Source organism: Primorskyibacter flagellatus, from assembly GCF_048268605.1.
Taxonomy (GTDB): Bacteria; Pseudomonadota; Alphaproteobacteria; order Rhodobacterales; family Rhodobacteraceae; genus Primorskyibacter; species Primorskyibacter flagellatus.
The window spans coordinates 125,332-141,974 of sequence record NZ_JBLWVF010000002.1; the positions used below are offsets into that span (position 1 = coordinate 125,332).

Genomic DNA, 16,643 nt, shown 5'->3' on the forward strand with positions numbered 1-16,643 from the left:
AAACAGACGTATATGGTTCGGCTCTGGCAAGGCTTAGCTAAACCGGTGGTTGATGACAGCCTTGTAAAGGATAGGTGGCAGGGTCGCAGTACCGCTGGTGGGGTTGATAAGCGTTGCGCATGGGATCCATTGCAGATCCAGCCCGAACAGGGTGGCGATGTTGTGCCAACTGTTATGGTCCTGCGAGTCGTCAAGATTGCTGATCAGGTAAATTCGGGTCCCCGGCCGCGCCAGCATCAGGGCCGGTCCGGCTAGTTCGGCTTCACAGATGACAAGCGTGCGCGCATCCCCGATCAACTGCGCGGTATCGGCAATGCTGCGATGGGCAAGGGTTTCCGTGTCGAACCCGGACGCCCCGAAAAGCGTGCTCACGTCGTGCCAGTTGGTGATCCAGCTCGGTACACCGCTTTTGCTGAGAACGAGATCAGACGGGCGCTTGGATTGCGGCCGGTTTATATAGGTCGCTTGCAGGACGTTGCGGGCGGCTTGCAGTGCATCCATGTTCAGGAAGCTGTCGGTTTCTTCCCCCTTGCCCTTGTCAGGCGCGTTTACATAGGCAACAGGCGGGGTGACGATGGTCAAGCGCGTGACGTTGGTGACATGCCCACGCCGAAGGATCGTGATACGGTTATCGCACAGCCTGCGCAGCACTTCGATGCAACGCGAATCCATGGTCTCATCAACCAGAAGGCGCGCGCGCGGGGGCAGGCCGGTCTCAAGCAGGGCCATCAAGGACCCGATCACATCAATCGCCCAGTTGCCCTGCGGCTCATTTGCCGTACGCAAGAGCACGCCATGGGAAATCGTCTCGGTCCCGACATCCGCATAAGACCACCGAACGCAGTCGCCTTGAGCTTCCACGCCAATCAGATCTTCGGGCCACGGGGTCTTTTGGCTTTGGTTGGGGGCCTGGGGCAGCAGGATTTCGTTGGTCTCAAGATCAATCACGCCAGGATAACCGCCGACAACGGCCACTTTGTTCATCTCATGGATATGGATTGGCTGGCTTTGGTTGCGAGTCGTGTGGGTCGCAAAATATGCCCAGCCCAAAGACCGGGGCTTGTCGAAAAACGCAGGCTGCGGTGCCGCTGGGATCTTTGATGGATAGATCCGGGAGGGTGCGGGGGTGTATGTTCTCCAGCGGGTCAGAAGGGTATTGGCAAAATGCTTCGTTGCGCCTTTCGCAAATGGAAATCGCGTGTGTGCGCCGGTGATCGCATCCGCCATCGCACTGTCGCCTTCGCTGATCGCGCGGGACAGTTGCAATTCTACCGCGTCGCGCAGCGGATGGGCGTCCGGCAGACGCAACCGGTGCTGAAAGCCGTCGCGGGCGAAGGATTCCATTGTCGAGCGGCCTTCAGTTTCCCATTGGGCGCGGGTCTTGATGGCAGAGGCGACAAAGTCGCTGCGCGGCTGGTCGCCGCCACGGCCGGCCAGATAGTAGGTGAGCGGGTGCAATGGTTCCTGCCATAAATGCGGATATTGCTGAAGTACAAACGCGGTATCGAAAAGCGGATGCGGATTGATATGCTCGCCCATGGTCTTCCATTCATGGAAGAACATGTTCAGCGCCGCGGACGAATTTATGCGGAACCCGTGTTGCCGCGACAGGAAGTCATTGGACACCATCGCATGAAAATCCAGACCTTCGGACATGCCGTGCCGGTAGTAGTGCAACAACGCTTTGGCGTTGGCGGGAGGGCGCGCGATATGCCGATAAAAATTGGGATCAAAGGCGGTATGCGTCTTTTGGGCAGCGTCAGGCGAATAAAGATAATACAGCAGGTCGGGCACCTGGGTCAGCGTCTGGCCGCAATTGTGAGAAAACAAGGCACGGTCAATCAGCGTGCAGTAAATGCGGCTACCTAGAAACTCGGCATAGCCATATTCAAGATAGTGACGCAGCGGATCAATCGCGGCATCGCGCACATCCGGCGAGCTTTCGAAATAGCGCGCACCGTCAAAAAGTGGATGTGTATGTGCAGGGTCTGCGTGATTGCGCTGTGCATACCATGTCAGAAGGTCGGTGCCTTCGGGCGGGGTGCCGCTGTCGGCAAGCCAGTCTGGTTCCAGAAGCGGATGAGGCTGCAATCCACGCATATGCCCGACCCGCAGGTAATGCAGCAACGGCGCGTTCCAGTAACTATCGTCTTCCAGCACGAACAAACGATAGAAATCGTCGTCAAAATACACCGAGAGATTGTCACCCGGAACGTGCGCCTCTTGGGTGATTGTGGTCAGAGTTGCCTTGATGTCCTGCTTGTGGAACTTGGGCGAACAACTGCGCTTGACCAGATTTACAAGCCAGTCCACTTCCGTTTGTTGCAGCTTGTGGTCCGGATCGGATGGGATGTCAGGGCTGTGATGGTCGGCTTTGACCGCATTGGCCAAGGCCGTCCTGAACACATCGTAGCCAAACTCTTTGGCGAAGTGTTCTTTCGCCTGGTTCCGAAACATTTTCAGCCGCGTTTCGTCCAGATTGGCAACAAGCTGCCCCAATTCGTCGGGCGTATCCCAGATCATGACGCCGGGCGGGCAATAGACCAGTTCACTGAAAGCTTCGAAGGGCTGGTTATGCGCCGCGACGGCGATACCGTGGGACAGTGCCTCGATCAGGGACATGCCGCCCCCAATCGGAAAGGTACAGACAAACAGGTCGGCGGCGTATTTTTTCAGGAAAGTTGCCAGAGAAGGATAGAATGCGATGTGCAGGAAGCGATCTTCGTCGATTGTGTGGCGGCGCAACTCTTCGCGTATCGCAATCAGATCGGCAGGGTAAAGATCGCCGATATGCACATGCACAGAGTCATCGCGCAACAGCAACTGGCTGACGATTTCCTTGTACTTCACCGGATAGCTGAACGGCGGGAAGAACTTTATCCTGTTGCCGATCGAGACAGAAATGAACCCGGCATCCGCAAGCGCGGTTTCCTGCACGGCGGTCAGCGCGGGCATCTCGTGGGTAAATGTCGCAGGAGACAGCGGTATGTAATGTTTGCCGCGCGACCCCGGCAGCGCGAAATCATCCACCATCGAACGTTTATGCGCGAGGTAGATGCAGCCGGGTTGAGCAAGCCCCAAAGTTGGCCGAATGTCTGCGTGGTGGTAGAAAAATACATCCGGAGAAGTGCGCCGCTGCATGCGCTTGAGTATTGTTTTTTTGGGTTCTTTGCGTCCCCGGTTGATCGCGGCGACGGCTGTTACGGCTGCCACGTCATGCGGATGGTTGAACAGGTGAATTTCTGACGGACGATTCTCCCTGGCGACCCAAAGCACATCGCCGATGGCTTCTGGCAGGGTTTTCGCCGGATCCAGAAGGATCACCTCGACGTTGCTGTCCGTCAGGCCGGGATATTTCCAGTTGACTGTATTCAAGTCAGTTTCGCCGCCGTCGAACTGGGTCACCAGAATGATCACACGCCGGTCCCCATTGGCGCGCACGAAATTGGAGACAAGTGCGGTGTGCCCGCCGGTCGGGTAAAGTTGCGTGGCAAGCAACATCACTGTTTTGTCGTCCGGACGCTGCTCGGGCAGGATGTAGGCGTCACGTTTGGACAGGCGGCGACACAGCTGATCGCCGAAACTTGCCAGCCGGTTGACCTGATCGCCCTCGACGTATTCAGGATCGGGCGTCATCGTCCGCATCGCGCGGGCGATACATCGCGCGGCTGCGTCGTCATGGCCGTAACGCTCGTATAGCGCGGCCAGGTAAAGCAGGTCGCGCTGTTCTTTCAAATTCGGTGCCATTGGGGCCGGTCCGCCGTCAGCTTTTGCTCAGCACATGTTCCATGTCGGCGAAGTCCGCCGCATAGATTTGTCGTACCAGTTGTTCAGTTTGGGGCGTGACAAATTTCTCGAAACCCGGAAATTCCTTGTGGTCGATGCAGGCGAACTTGTGGTCAGCATAGTTTTCGCCATCAAACGCGTCGCCGTCATAGCTGGCGTGATGCAGCGCGCTGATATGGGTAAGATTATGCGCCACGCGGGCCTTTAGTTCTGCATCTTCATCTGCCGACGTGTCGGCATTTCCCGCATCACCAAGACGCTGATCCAGGTGCTCGATCAGCTCGCCTTCCATCGCGTCCAGCAGGATGTAGTCAATGCGTTCACGTCCGACCACATCCTCGACGGGGTGGTGTTGCTGGCGGAAATGAATATCGCAGTTGCGAATATCCAATTGGCTGAGAAAGTTCAGGAACGTGTTGTAGGAAAACCCTTCCGACGCGTCGATGCCCATCTTCTGTTCCACCTGCACCCGAGTGTCATCGAAGCGCAGCGCATGACGATAAGAGCTGACAGACCGCCGGAACGGATCGCGCATCACCTTGACGTATTTATACTCTAGGTAGTTGGCAGCGGCGTCGGCGAGCCACGCTTTGTATGTTTGCGATTTGACCAATACGTCGCCGCGAAACCTGTGCGACCACTCGCTGTAGAAGTTCGCAGCGTAAAGCAGGCCAATGTCGCGCAAATACCACGTCAGAACGATGTTGCTGGCAACCTTCGGTGTCCAGATGATGGCATAGCGCTTGGTGCCATTGATCATCGGCAACGGGGGGTGCAGGAACAGGTTGCGGTTCTGTGACATTGGCGGAATGTTTCCTCGTATTTTCTCGTGCCAACTGCGGCCTGCTACGCAGCGCTTACCAGTAGTGGCTCTTGTTTTCTCGGTAATAATCAAAGGTACGGCTGAGCCCATCCAACAGGGTTGTCTGCGGTGCCCAGCCGGAGATCCGCTTGATCTTTTCAAGGCTGGGGTAGAAGTCGCCGGGTTCCTGGATCTTGCGCTCTTTCGAGAATTCGGCAGGTTCCCAGCGACCAGTCCCACCGGCTTCGACGATCGTGTCGGCAAGCTGGCCAAAGCTGAACGGCCTGTCGCCGCCAAGGTTGAACGCCTCGCCATATGCGGCTTCGGTCTGGGCGCATTGCATGATCGCGTCCACGCAATCGCCGACATAGAGGAAGTCGCGCAGGATCGAGGGGCCGAAAATCTTGACGGTATCGCCGTCGATGATCTGGCGCACGAACCAGTTCACCACGCCGTAGCGCGGATGTTTCATCTGCGCCCGTTCGCCGTACAGGTTCGAGATCCGCAGCATGATCGACTTCACGCCGTAATTGTCATTGTAGATCGACGCCAGCTTTTCCGCCGTCAGATTGGTCAGCTCGTACACGCCCTTGGGATTGGTCGGCGCATCCTCGGTCACTGGCAGATCGGTGACCGAGCCGTATTGCCCGCGCGTCCCGGTATAGACGAAACGGGCTTCGGGGTTGAACTTGCGCACGGCCTCCAGCACCACGGTGGTGCCGACGACGTTGAAGTCGATGTCGATAAAAGGGTTGGTCTGGCTGAGAATATGGTCGACCTGCCCGGCAAGGTGGAAGACGAAATCCTGCCCCTGCACCAGTTGGTTCATCGCTTCGGCATTGGTGACAGAGGTTTTGTGAACCTCGACCTTGTTTTCAATGCCCTTGAGGTTGAACAGGTTGGCACCATAGTCAGGCAGCATGTTATCGACTGCCGTGACCTGCACGCCTGCATTGACCAGCCCGTGTACAAGATTGCTTCCCGTGAAGCCAAGCCCGCCCGTGACGAGCGCTTTTTTGCCGTCCCAGTTACTCATGAGCTTGCAACGACCTCGTTCACCATATCGGCCACATATTTGATGTCATCATCGTCTAGCGAGAAGTGCAGGGGCAGCGACAGGACCTGATTGGCGGCGCGCTCGGTCTCGGGCAGGTCGCCTTTCTTAAGGCCGAGGAATTCAAAGCTTTCCTGCATGTGAACCGGCAGCGGGTAATGCACCAGCGTGCCGACGCCGCGTTCTGCCATCTGTTCCTTCAACCAATCGCGGCGCTCGGAGCGGACAACAAACAGGTGGTAGACGTGGCTGCAATTGTCACTCGTGACGGGCAGGGCCAAACCGTTGATATTGGTCTTGTAGCTGGCACCGATGCGCTGACGATATTCCGTCATGTCATCCAGACGCTTGACCTTTTCGCGCAGGATTGCGGCCTGGATCTCGTCCATCCGGCTGTTGCGGCCCATCATCACCGAATAGTATGTAGCACGCTGCCCGTAGTTGCGGGTCTTGATGCACTTGTCCGCCAGATCGCTATCGTCCGTGGTGATCACGCCCGCATCGCCATAAGCGCCAAGGTTCTTGGTTGGATACAGGCTGAATACCGCGACATCGCCATGCGTTCCGACTTTGCGCCCATCGAACAGAGCACCATGGGCCTGGCTGCAATCCTCGACCAGCGCCAGCCCGTGCTTGGTGCAGATCGCCTTCATCGCGGCCAGATCAACTGGATGGCCGTACAGATGCACCGGCATGATCGCGCGCGTGCGCGGGGTCACCAGGCTTTCGACATGTGCAGGATCGATGAGGTATGTCTCGGGATCGATATCGGCGAAGACCGGTGTGGCACCTGACTGACACACGCCGACCGCCGATGCGATGGCCGTATGCGCGACGGTGATGACCTCATCCCCCTGACCGATTCCAAGCGCATTCAGGGCAATCTCTATCGCGTCCGTACCGTTGGCCACGCCGATCGCGTGTTTGTTGCCGTTGAATTTGGCAAAATCTTGCTCAAACCCTTCCAGCTCTGGGCCCAGGATATACCAGCCCGACTCCAGAACCCGTTTTACGGCGTCCTCTATGCTTTGGCCAAAATACGCATGTTGGCCCTTCAGCTCATTAAACTTGATGTTTTTCAAGGCGGCCTCGCAGCGTAGATAGTTGATTACGTCCCAGTGTGGTCGCGTTATCGCAGGTTGAGCCATCTTTGCAACGCGATATTCTGCTGTCTGAGAGCGCCCGCAAAAGAGCATCAAGGACTTTGCACCACAACCATAGGCACAGTGCTGGCCGAGAGCCGTGGCTAAGAGGGCGGCAAGTCGGAAGGTAAGCAATTCATTACTGTGATCGGTTGCCTATGTGGTGTAGCATTCTGTCAGAATAGATGCTGTCCGGATCGGGCCAGTTTTTTAACAAAATTTCGCGCTCGGCTCATTTTGGGCAGTAATTTTTTTGAGGCCCTGACTTAAGGGCGGCGCAACTTTGAAAGGAACCAGATTATGGTCACCACTCCACTTGAATGGCTCTCCGAGTTTCAGGTCAACAATGGCTCCACGACCGATCAGTATTACGACAGCGACATTACGCAGCTAAGCAACGGAAACGTTCTGATCACCTGGACGACCGGCGACGATGCCGGTGCCGGCTCGCCGAACGGGACCGACATTGTTGGCCAGATATTCGACCCGCTGGGCAATGAGGTCGGCGGCGAATTTCGCGTCAACACGCTTCGCAACGCCGACAATGAAGGCAGTCCCTCGATCACGGCAATCGACGGTGGCGGTTTCGTCATCACCTATCTCGATGCCGAAGTCATCGGTGGGCCGCCAGTCGTCTTCAACTACGATATCATCGCCGAAACCTACAACGCCACCGGCGGCTATGTGCGCGGTACCACCGTGCACAACAACACCAACAACGAGTTCCAGTTGACGCCGCAGATTGCCTCTCTGTCGGCCACCAATTCCATGGTGACCTGGCTGAACACGACCAATGGTGACATCATGGGGCGCACCTACAACCCGTCCACCGGCGCTTTGGGCACTGAATACGTTGTCGCGAACCTGGCGACCGGCAGCGGCGAAGGCGTGACCGGGGTCGAGATCGCCGCGCTGGAGCAAAGCAGCCGCTATGCGGTCAGTTATGTCGATGTCGATCCGGGCAACGATCAGGTCTACCTGCAAACCCGCTCCGCTTCCGGGGCACCTATTTCTACCGTGTTGGTCGATAGTGGGCTGGCCACGGCGCGTGACACCCATGTGACAGAGCTGTCGAATGGCAACCTTGTGGTCAGCTGGACGACCGACGGGTCCGGTGGCAGCAATTCAGGTGTTCGCGCGCGTATCTATACCTCGACATTGGCACCCGTCACCGGTGCCTTTACGCCGGCCACCAGCGTCGCCGGCAACCAGGAAAACACGGCCATCGCGGCGGTGGGCGACAATGGTTTTGTCGTGTTCTGGTCTGACGACGAAACCTTCGACCTGCACGGCCAACGCTATTCCAATACCGGCGCGCGGATCGGTGTTGAATTCGACGTCGAGAACTTTGGCGGTACCACCCTTGACCACCTCGCCGCCGTCGGGCTGGAAGATGGCCGGGTGCAGATCACCTGGACCGCGGAATTCTCCAACGGCAGCGCCGATGATGTTTTCACCGCGATCTGGGATCCGCGCGACAGCAACGAGACAAATGATCCCGCAGATGCCAATGGCTATCAGGTTGGAACGCAAGAAGCGAACACCATCACCACGACGGCAGACACCCTGTACGTTTTGGGGCATGGCGGAAACGATCGCATAATCGTCAGCCCAGCCGAGGTGAACCCGGCGGTCCTGTTTGACGGAGGTGCCGGGGCCGATGCACTGGTGCTTGAGGCCGTGTCCGGCACTTGGGACTTCCGCGGCGAGACGGTCCAGAACTTCGAAGAACTGGAATTTGTCACCGCGTCGAACCCGACGATCAGCCGATACGCGTATTTCTACGACACCCAGATTACGCAGTTCGGCAGGTTCGATTTCGATTCCGACAGCAACACGTTTGAGCGCCTCTTCGTTAATATGTCGACGATGACCACGCTCGACCTGTCCGGGGTGATCATTCAGGATCAGGGCGCGCAGGACTACACCTATATCTATGGCGACCCGTCGAACGAGAACATCACCGGCACCACGGGCCAGGATTCGATTTGGGGCGGCTCTGGCGATGACACGCTGAACGGTGGCAGTGGGGATGACACCATTCTCGGCGGCACCGGTGCTGATTCCATGAACGGCGGGGCTGGCACCGACACGCTCTACCTTGCCAGTGACGGCTACGCGAGCGGCGTCACCGTCAATCTGGGGGCCAACACCATTTCGGGGCCCGACACGATTAGCGGTTTCGAGAACGTCACCGGGACCAATATTTCCGCGTCGGGCGACAATCTGACCGGCTCTGCCGGTGCCAACCACATCATCGGCCTTGCAGGCAACGATGTGCTTACCGGGCTTGCCGGCGTGGATACGCTGGAAGGTGGCCTAGGCGACGATCGTCTGATCGTCTCGGCCGTTGCGGATGTCAGCGGTGCCAACGTCTTTGACGGCGGCGCGGGCACGGACACTTTGGATTGGCAAGGGTTGGGCGTTCTTCAGCTCTATGATGACAGTTTGGTGTCGATTGAAGAGGTGGAGTTTGGCAATTTCGATAGCACGAACATTCAACAGGTTCGCGTCAACGCCGATCAATTTTCGGCCGCCGGGCTTAGCACCACGCTTCGGATTGACGGTTCGAACGGCGGCGGGGACGACTGGCTTGTCATCTACACCAACGGCACGAGCGGTTTTGATGCGTCCGGCTTCACGTTCCAAGACTGGCAACTCCTCAACGATGATCGACTTTACATCATCGAAAGCGGCACTTCGAGTGACGTGACGCTTACAGGGTCGTACGGTGACGACTCGATCGTTTCGTATACTGGCGACGATACGCAGTTTGGTGGGTTTGGTGACGACACCATGAGCGGTGGTAACGATAATGACGTATTGAATGGTCAAGAGGGCAACGACTCGTTGCTCGGCGGAAACGGTGATGACGCGCTTTACGGTGGCGATGACAACGACACGCTGCGCGGTGGCATCGGTGAGGATACGTTGGCAGGCGGCGAAGGCAATGACCTGATCGTCGGCGATAGTGGCATCGACGCGGCCAGCTACTATAACGCCGATGGTGCCGTCACGGTCAGCCTTGCAAATCTTGGAGCACAGTTTACCGGAGCCTCCGGCACTGACACTCTATCGGGTATCGAGAACCTGCTCGGCAGTGCTACCTACGGGGACAATCTGACCGGCGATAACAACGCCAACATGATCTATGGCTATGGTGGCAATGACACCATGAACGCTGGCGGCGGCAATGACTCGCTGTTCGGCGGTAATGGCATGGATCAGCTTTACGGCGGTCTGGGCGACGATTCGATCCTTGGGTCGGGTGGCAACGACACGGTGTCCGGTCAGGGCGGCAATGACTGGCTTGAGGGCGGTGCGGCCAATGACGGTGTCTACGGCGGTGCCAACAACGACACCCTGCTTGGTGGCACTGGCAACGACACATTGGCTGGTGGGGACGGATTTGACTTGGCCCATTACGGCACCTCGTCGGACGGGGTGCAGGTGCGCTTGGCCGTGACCACGGCTCAGTTCATTTCGACAAACCAGGGAACGGATACGATCTTCGGTATTGAAGGTGTGATCGGTTCTAATCACGATGACCGGTTGTTCGGCAACAATGCCGCAAACTATTTCGCCGCAGGCGATGGCGAGGACCGGATCTACGGTGGTGGTGGCAACGACACGATGGATGGTGGCGCAGGCAATAATGACTTCCTGAACTACTACTTCTCGTCCGATGCCGTTAACTTCAGCCTCGCAAATCAAGGCGCGTTCCAGTTTGTCAGCGCAAGTCAGGGCACGGATTATGTCACTAATTTCGAAAATCTTCTGGGGTCTTCGAATGGTGACAACCTGGACGGCGACGGCAATGCCAACGTCATTCAAGGCTATGCCGGTGCCGACAATATCGACGGCGCGGGCGGCGACGATTACCTGAATGGCGGGAGTTGGAACGATACCGTACTTGGCGGTGACGGCGACGATACCGTGCTTGGTGATTACGGCAATGACTTGCTTGGCGGCGGTAACGACAATGACAACCTTGCTGGTGGGGCCGGTGACGACTCGATCTACGGTGGCGCAGGTTCCGACCGGCTCAATGGCGGCACCGGAGCGGACATGCTTTACGGTGGAACGCAGGCTGACGTGTTCATCTATACGAATTCCAACCAGTCAACGATCGCCACTCGCGACATCATTCAGGACTTCGTCAGCGGTGTTGACGAACTGAATCTTGCGGGCATCGACGCCAACACCACGGCTGGCGGAAACCAGGCGTTTACCTATATCGGGAACGGCGCGTTCAGCGGTATCGCTGGCCAGTTGAACTGGGTCACCTTCGGATCCACGACCTGGGTGCAGGGCGACACTGACGGCGACACGAATGTCGATTTCAGCATCCAGCTGAACGGCGTGACGTCGCTGGTTGCAGGCGACTTTGTGCTCTGACCCGAGTTGGGCATCAATACTGAAAAGGGCGCGGGGGACCGCGCCTTTTTCATGTCAAGCGTCACGCGTGAGCTGATTGGTACGATCGGTTTCTCAAGTGACCATTCCGAAGTTTAGCTAAAAGCCAAGCATTTGAAGATGGCTGATTCACTCTAGGCTAATACTCGGCACTCATCTTGCGGGCAGGTCTGGATTGAGGGTGCGAAAATGCCGGTATTTGGAAGCGGTAAGGTCGTGCGTGGGCTTGGTGGCTCCGCCGGGTTTGGGGAAATGGAAATGCAGCGCGGTGATGACTTGGCGCTGCGGTTGGACTTGTCGAGTGTGTTCCCCGACGGGTTCAATTATTTCGGAACGCGGTACGGCGTTTGGGGTCTGTTTGTGAACACGAATGGCACACTTTCCTTTGGGACCCCATTCGCGTCTTATCCTGACGTCGGCAATCGCAGCGTCGCTCGGAATCTGATTGCCCCGCTTTGGTCGGATGTGGACACACGGATTGACGGCGAAGGCACTGAAAGCGGCAGCATATGGATCGATCTGGATGCAGTTCGTGATGTGGTGACGATCACTTGGGCCGATGTTGGTGCTTACCGAAGGAATGCAGATCAGACAAACCTGTTCCAAGTACAGCTTTTTGACAGAGGCGGCGGCGATTTCGATCTGGCGATGCGTTATGAAAGGATCGAGTGGACGCAGGGAACCGGCACTTATGATGATGGCGGCCGAGCGCTTCTCGCGGCGCGAAATTTTACGAAACCACAGTGGCTGTCGCCTTTTGGCAGCAGCGCCGCGTTGATGGACCTGCCGGATACCGTGGGCAACACCGGTGTTCGCGGGCTTTGGGTCTATGAAATGCGAGACGGCAAAGTGACTGACCTGGGAACCGTTGATGGGATCGAGCGAACCGGAACAGGTCAGGACGATGTTTTGGAAGGCACAGAGTTTGATGACAAGCTGACCGCGCTGGGTGGGGATGACGTGCTGTTTGGTGAAGACGGGTCCGACTATCTGTACGGCGGTGACGGGTCGGACACGCTGGTTGGTGGTGGCGGAGATGATTTCATTTTCGCCGGTGACACCTCTGCCGATCTTCACGACGTGGTTTTCGGAGGAGACGGCAATGATCTGGTAGAAGCAGGCTATGGCAATGATCTCGTCTACGGTGGAAATGGCGATGACGATCTCAGGGGTAGCTACGGCATTGACACGCTGATGGGGCAAGACGGCAACGATACTTTAACCGGGGGCGCATTATCTGACTATCTGTACGGTGGCGCAGGCGACGACTTCATCAATGGCGGCGTAGGCTATGATCGGCTCAGAGGGAATGCCGGTGCCGATCGTTTCTACCATGGTGGAGCCACGGAGCATCGCTGCGACTGGATCCGCGATTACTCTCAGGCGGAGGGCGACATACTGGTTTTTGGCTTAAAGAACAGGTCGCCGCTGTTGTTCCGGGTGAATGTCGGCGAAACACCCGGTGCCGGTGAGGACGGTGTACCCGAAGCATTTGTTGTCTATCGCCCGACCGGCCAGATTCTTTGGGCCCTGATTGATGGCGGAACGCAAAGCAGTGTGACCTTGTTCATGACCGGGCAGGAATACGAACTGTTCCTGTGAACGATCGCCCTTTGGAATATTGCATCCTAAGCGCGTAAAAAGCTGCCCCTATAATATGGCCTGCCAACAGCTGCTTTCGCGACGTTGTTGCTAAGTATTGACCAGAGCCTCAAGTTCCTTCCACGCCAACCGGTCAGATCATTCGATTCTTGTGGGTGGCGAAGATCAGGACGAGATCAATCTACAGATCGACGGAATGTGTTTGACCTGATGGACGAGTATGGCAGGCCTTGTGTTTCGCCCAGGATGTCGGCGTCAGAAAATGAAATCACTGTCGACCCATGTATCCGGGTCGATGGGCTGGCCGTCCATGCTTTGCACGCGTAAATGCTGATTCTGCCAATGGATATCGACGCCATAGGGCCGTTCGCGCAGGAACAGATCCGATATGTCGTATATCATGCCCCAGTCATCCAGATTGATAATGTCGCGACCGTGTTCGAAATCCGTGATGGTATTGCGCACGCCGTCGCGCGTCAGAACAAACGTATCCGCGCCTGCGCCGCCTGTCAGACGGTCTTCGCCGGTTCCGGCGATCAGCACGTCATCACCCGCACCGCCATCAAGCCAATCCATGCCACCGTTGCCGATCAGCAAATCGTCGCGTGCGGAACCAGTGATCATGTCGCGGCCATCGGTGCCGATATACCGGCCGCCAATTTCGGTCCGATCCAGCGTCAGTTGAGTGATGCCTTCGCTCCCGGCCCCCGCGACAAAGATCTGCTGGTCGTTGCCAACCTGAGCGGTCCCGATAGCCGTAACATTTTCGATCGTCCAGCCATTGTGGTTTTCCAACGCGTGATGGTGAAACAACTCTCCGCCCGGCAGGACCTCCAACAGGCTGATACCATCATCAGAACCTCCCGCCAGCACAAAGCCGCGCTGCCCGACCTCGAAACTGGCCAGCGCGTCCGCATCGGCGAAACGGGTGAGGGGGGTGTCGATCATGTGGTCGGCGATAAAAAACACGCCCATGTCGTTCACCCGGACCGATGTCAGGGAGTTGCTGGTCGTGGACGCGGTGATGACGAAAGTTTGACCTCCCACGCTGACGCTGGCGATTGAATCTATGCCAGTGACCCAAAGCCCGTCTTTGACACCCAGCGTATCGACGAAGCGGCTGACCCCGTTCCCGGCGACGCTGTAGCTGGACAGCCCGTTATCAGAAACCGAAGCCGAGATGAGAAAGGTGTCGCCGCCAGCGGTTACCGGCAGCAGATCGACCACATCCTTGGCTGTGGATTTGGGGGTATCCGTATGGGTGGACCGGTGCAAAACAGTGCCGCTCTTTGCGACTTCCCACAGCTGAATGCCATTATCGTCATGCGCGGCAGTTGCGAAAAACTGGCGCGCACCGATATCGAAGGCGGTGATGCGGCTGATCTCGGACGCGTCTTCCGGCAGACGTAATGCCCCTGCCGAAGACATCTGTGCGGTCGGGCTGAGCGCCTGAAGGTCGACGCGCGCCCCGTTATTGGCGACAGACAGCATATTGGTCTGGTTCCCATGTGAAATGATCGTCATGTCGCTGGTGGCAAATGTCTGCCCCAGACCATTGATGACCGTATCACCGCGCCGCACCGCGCCTTGACCCTCACGCAGTTCGAACACAGTTGTTGTGCCGGTGGCAGATGAGGCGCCGTAAAGCCACGTCCTACCGGCGTTTTCAAACACTCCGAAGGCGGAAACCAATGCCATCTGGTGTGCTGACCCGAAGGCCATCACCTTTTCAAACCCGAGCTTCATTTTAGCCACCCACCTACAACGTACTTCTACGAGCGGTCAGCGTGGCGCAGGGAGGGTGTCGTGTTCGGGCGAAATTCCGGCAAAGTTGTGAAGCATCGTTAAAATGCAACAGGCCCCCGATTGTGAGGCCTGGTTGATACAGAAACGCTATTTATATCAACTGATCTGCGCGTCCTCGATGCGATCATCGTCGGCAGAGCGTTCCACCCAGCGCGCGATCACCGCTTTGGCGGCGTCTTCATCCAGGCTGTCGATGGCGCGGCGCAGGTCCTTCATGGCGTTTGCCATTTCGATTTCCGACAGATAGCTTTCCTGAGCGCGCAGGATCTTGTTGTGTGGCGTGGTCAGCATGTCAGGAGAGATCAGCAACTCTTCATGCAGCTTTTCGCCCGGACGCAGTCCAGTGATCATGATTTCGATCTCGCCATCCGGATGCGCGGCGTCGCGCACGGTGTGACCGGCCCCTTCGATCATCTGGCGCGCCAGTTTGTGGATCGGCACAGGGTCCCCCATATCGAGCACGAAGACATCGCCACCGCGTGCAAATGACCCGGCGAGCAGGACCAGACGCGCAGCCTCTGCGATGGTCATGAAGTAGCGGGTCACAGACCCGTGCGTCAGCGTCACGGGACCACCGCGTCCGATCTGTTCTTCGAACAATGGTATGACAGACCCGGAAGAGCCAAGAACATTGCCAAAGCGAACCATGGAAAAACGCGTATTCGCAGATCGTGTTGCAAGATCCTGCACCACCAGCTCGGCCAGCCGTTTCGACGCGCCCATGACATTTGTTGGCCGCACGGCTTTGTCGGACGACACAAGGATGAACCGCTCCACACCGACGTCGCGCGCAGCGTCGGCGATGACTTTCGTGCCGATCACGTTGTTGCGCAGGCCTGCGATCGCATTGCATTCGACCAGCGGAAGATGCTTGTAGGCCGCCGCGTGCAGCACGACGTCGATTTTGTATTTGGTCAAGACCTGACGCACGGTGTCGTCATCACATATGCTGCCAAGCACCGGCACAAGTGTGAGATCGCCCGCCAGATCCCGCATTTCCTTTTCGATGTTGTAAAGCGCCAGCTCCGAATGATCCAGCAACACGATACAATGCGGACGGCAGGCAATCAGTTGTCGGCACAGTTCTGACCCAATGGACCCGCCGGCACCGGTGATCAGAATGCGGCGGTCGGAATAGGCGTGGCTGACGCCCGGCAATTCTGTCTCCAGCCGATTGCGTCCAAGGAGATCGTCCAGTGAAACCGGCGTTACCTGCTTGCTCATCTCGCCTTGGCCGACCAGCTCGGCGAAGGAGGGCAACGCGTGGACCTCGCAGCCCAGTTCGCGAAGATCCAAGGCGATGCGCGACTGACGCGCCTGTGGCAAGGACGGCATCGCCAAAACCACCCGATCAATGGCCAAACGCGTGATCAGCTCCTTGATTTGGCTTGGTGCGTGGACTTGAAGCCCCGCGACCACATTGGTTTGCAATGTCGGGTTGTCGTCCACGAAGACAACCGGCAAGATCGCGTCGTCTGTTCGCAAAGCTGCGACAAGCTGCTGACCTGTTCGTCCCGCGCCATAAACCAGCACGCGCATCCGTCGTTGACCCTTGCGATAGACGTAATTCAGCAAGAATTGCCGCAAAGCGATACGCCAGCTGGCGCTTGCCACCAGGTAGAACAGCGAGAAAATGAAGAAGACCTCGCCGGGAATGGAGGGCGTGAACAGCATGTTCACAACCGCACCGATAATCCCCAGCGCTGTACCGTGCAGTGCTGTTCGGATAATGCCGCGCGTTTCGTAGGCATTCAGCTTTATTCGCGGAATGGACAGGTAGATCGAAACCCCGGTGCCAAGCACTGCCATCGCGCCCATCAAGGGCACCAGCTTCGTCAGAAGCGAAAGTTGTACTTCGGTGGAGCCGTTGAGCAAGAGGGCGGCAAACAATGCCAGCGGAATCATCAGAATGTCGAGAATTACGAAAATGGCTCTCTTCTGAAGGCGCGTCAATGTGGTCGCCAAGTAGTAAAACACTGGCCCAACCCTTCTAAACATTCCACCAACAGTCATATGCGGTCATGTACCTATCGCG

General features: G+C 57.4%; 8 protein-coding genes. 2 read left to right on the forward strand and 6 right to left on the reverse strand.

The annotated features are described in order from the left end of the window. Window positions 1-33 precede the first annotated feature (33 nt). The 4 genes from ACN0WV_RS03800 to ACN0WV_RS03815 are packed head-to-tail and all read right to left on the reverse strand — an operon-like array spanning window position 34 to window position 6,724. Window positions 34-3,747 (reverse strand): glycosyltransferase family protein, encoded by a 3,714-nt coding sequence (locus ACN0WV_RS03800; RefSeq protein WP_417603916.1) that lies wholly within the window; start codon window positions 3,745-3,747, stop codon window positions 34-36. 16 nt (window positions 3,748-3,763) lie between these two features. Continuing rightward, window positions 3,764-4,588 (reverse strand): sulfotransferase family 2 domain-containing protein, encoded by an 825-nt coding sequence (locus ACN0WV_RS03805; protein WP_417603917.1) that lies wholly within the window; start codon window positions 4,586-4,588, stop codon window positions 3,764-3,766. 55 nt (window positions 4,589-4,643) lie between these two features. Further along, a complete protein-coding gene (locus ACN0WV_RS03810) occupies window positions 4,644-5,624 on the reverse strand; it encodes an NAD-dependent epimerase/dehydratase family protein (RefSeq protein WP_417603919.1) in 981 nt (326 codons plus the stop codon). Next, a complete protein-coding gene (locus tag ACN0WV_RS03815) occupies window positions 5,621-6,724 on the reverse strand; it encodes a DegT/DnrJ/EryC1/StrS family aminotransferase (RefSeq protein WP_417603921.1) in 1,104 nt (367 codons plus the stop codon). Before ACN0WV_RS03815 ends, ACN0WV_RS03810 begins: the two co-directional genes overlap by 4 nt. Before the next feature lie 360 nt (window positions 6,725-7,084). Between ACN0WV_RS03815 and ACN0WV_RS03820 the strand changes: the two genes are divergently transcribed. Then, window positions 7,085-11,182, forward strand: coding sequence for a beta strand repeat-containing protein (locus ACN0WV_RS03820; RefSeq protein WP_417603923.1), 4,098 nt, complete (start codon window positions 7,085-7,087; stop codon window positions 11,180-11,182). Window positions 11,183-11,389: 207 nt separating this feature from the next. Next, window positions 11,390-12,802 (forward strand): nidogen-like domain-containing protein, encoded by a 1,413-nt coding sequence (locus ACN0WV_RS03825; RefSeq protein ID WP_417603924.1) that lies wholly within the window; start codon window positions 11,390-11,392, stop codon window positions 12,800-12,802. Window positions 12,803-13,057: 255 nt separating this feature from the next. Here the strand turns inward: ACN0WV_RS03825 and ACN0WV_RS03830 are convergent, their stop codons facing one another. After that, entirely contained in the window at window positions 13,058-14,500 is a 1,443-nt protein-coding gene (locus ACN0WV_RS03830; protein WP_417603926.1) for a calcium-binding protein, read from the reverse strand. A 204-nt stretch (window positions 14,501-14,704) separates the two neighbouring features. Then, window positions 14,705-16,513, reverse strand: coding sequence for a polysaccharide biosynthesis protein (locus ACN0WV_RS03835; protein ID WP_417603927.1), 1,809 nt, complete (start codon window positions 16,511-16,513; stop codon window positions 14,705-14,707). Window positions 16,514-16,643 lie beyond the last annotated feature (130 nt).

What these genes read in the sequence shown, in the direction of transcription:
- ACN0WV_RS03820 (WP_417603923.1), top strand. Translation starts at nt 7,085, where the DNA reads ATGGTCACCACTCCACTTGAATGGCTCTCCGAGTTTCAGGTCAACAAT.
- ACN0WV_RS03810 (WP_417603919.1), bottom strand. Translation starts at nt 5,624, where the DNA reads ATGAGTAACTGGGACGGCAAAAAAGCGCTCGTCACGGGCGGGCTTGGC.
- ACN0WV_RS03800 (WP_417603916.1), bottom strand. Translation starts at nt 3,747, where the DNA reads ATGGCACCGAATTTGAAAGAACAGCGCGACCTGCTTTACCTGGCCGCG.
- ACN0WV_RS03830 (WP_417603926.1), bottom strand. Translation starts at nt 14,500, where the DNA reads ATGGCATTGGTTTCCGCCTTCGGAGTGTTTGAAAACGCCGGTAGGACG.
- ACN0WV_RS03825 (WP_417603924.1), top strand. Translation starts at nt 11,390, where the DNA reads ATGCCGGTATTTGGAAGCGGTAAGGTCGTGCGTGGGCTTGGTGGCTCC.
- ACN0WV_RS03835 (WP_417603927.1), bottom strand. Translation starts at nt 16,513, where the DNA reads ATGATTCCGCTGGCATTGTTTGCCGCCCTCTTGCTCAACGGCTCCACC.
- ACN0WV_RS03805 (WP_417603917.1), bottom strand. Translation starts at nt 4,588, where the DNA reads ATGTCACAGAACCGCAACCTGTTCCTGCACCCCCCGTTGCCGATGATC.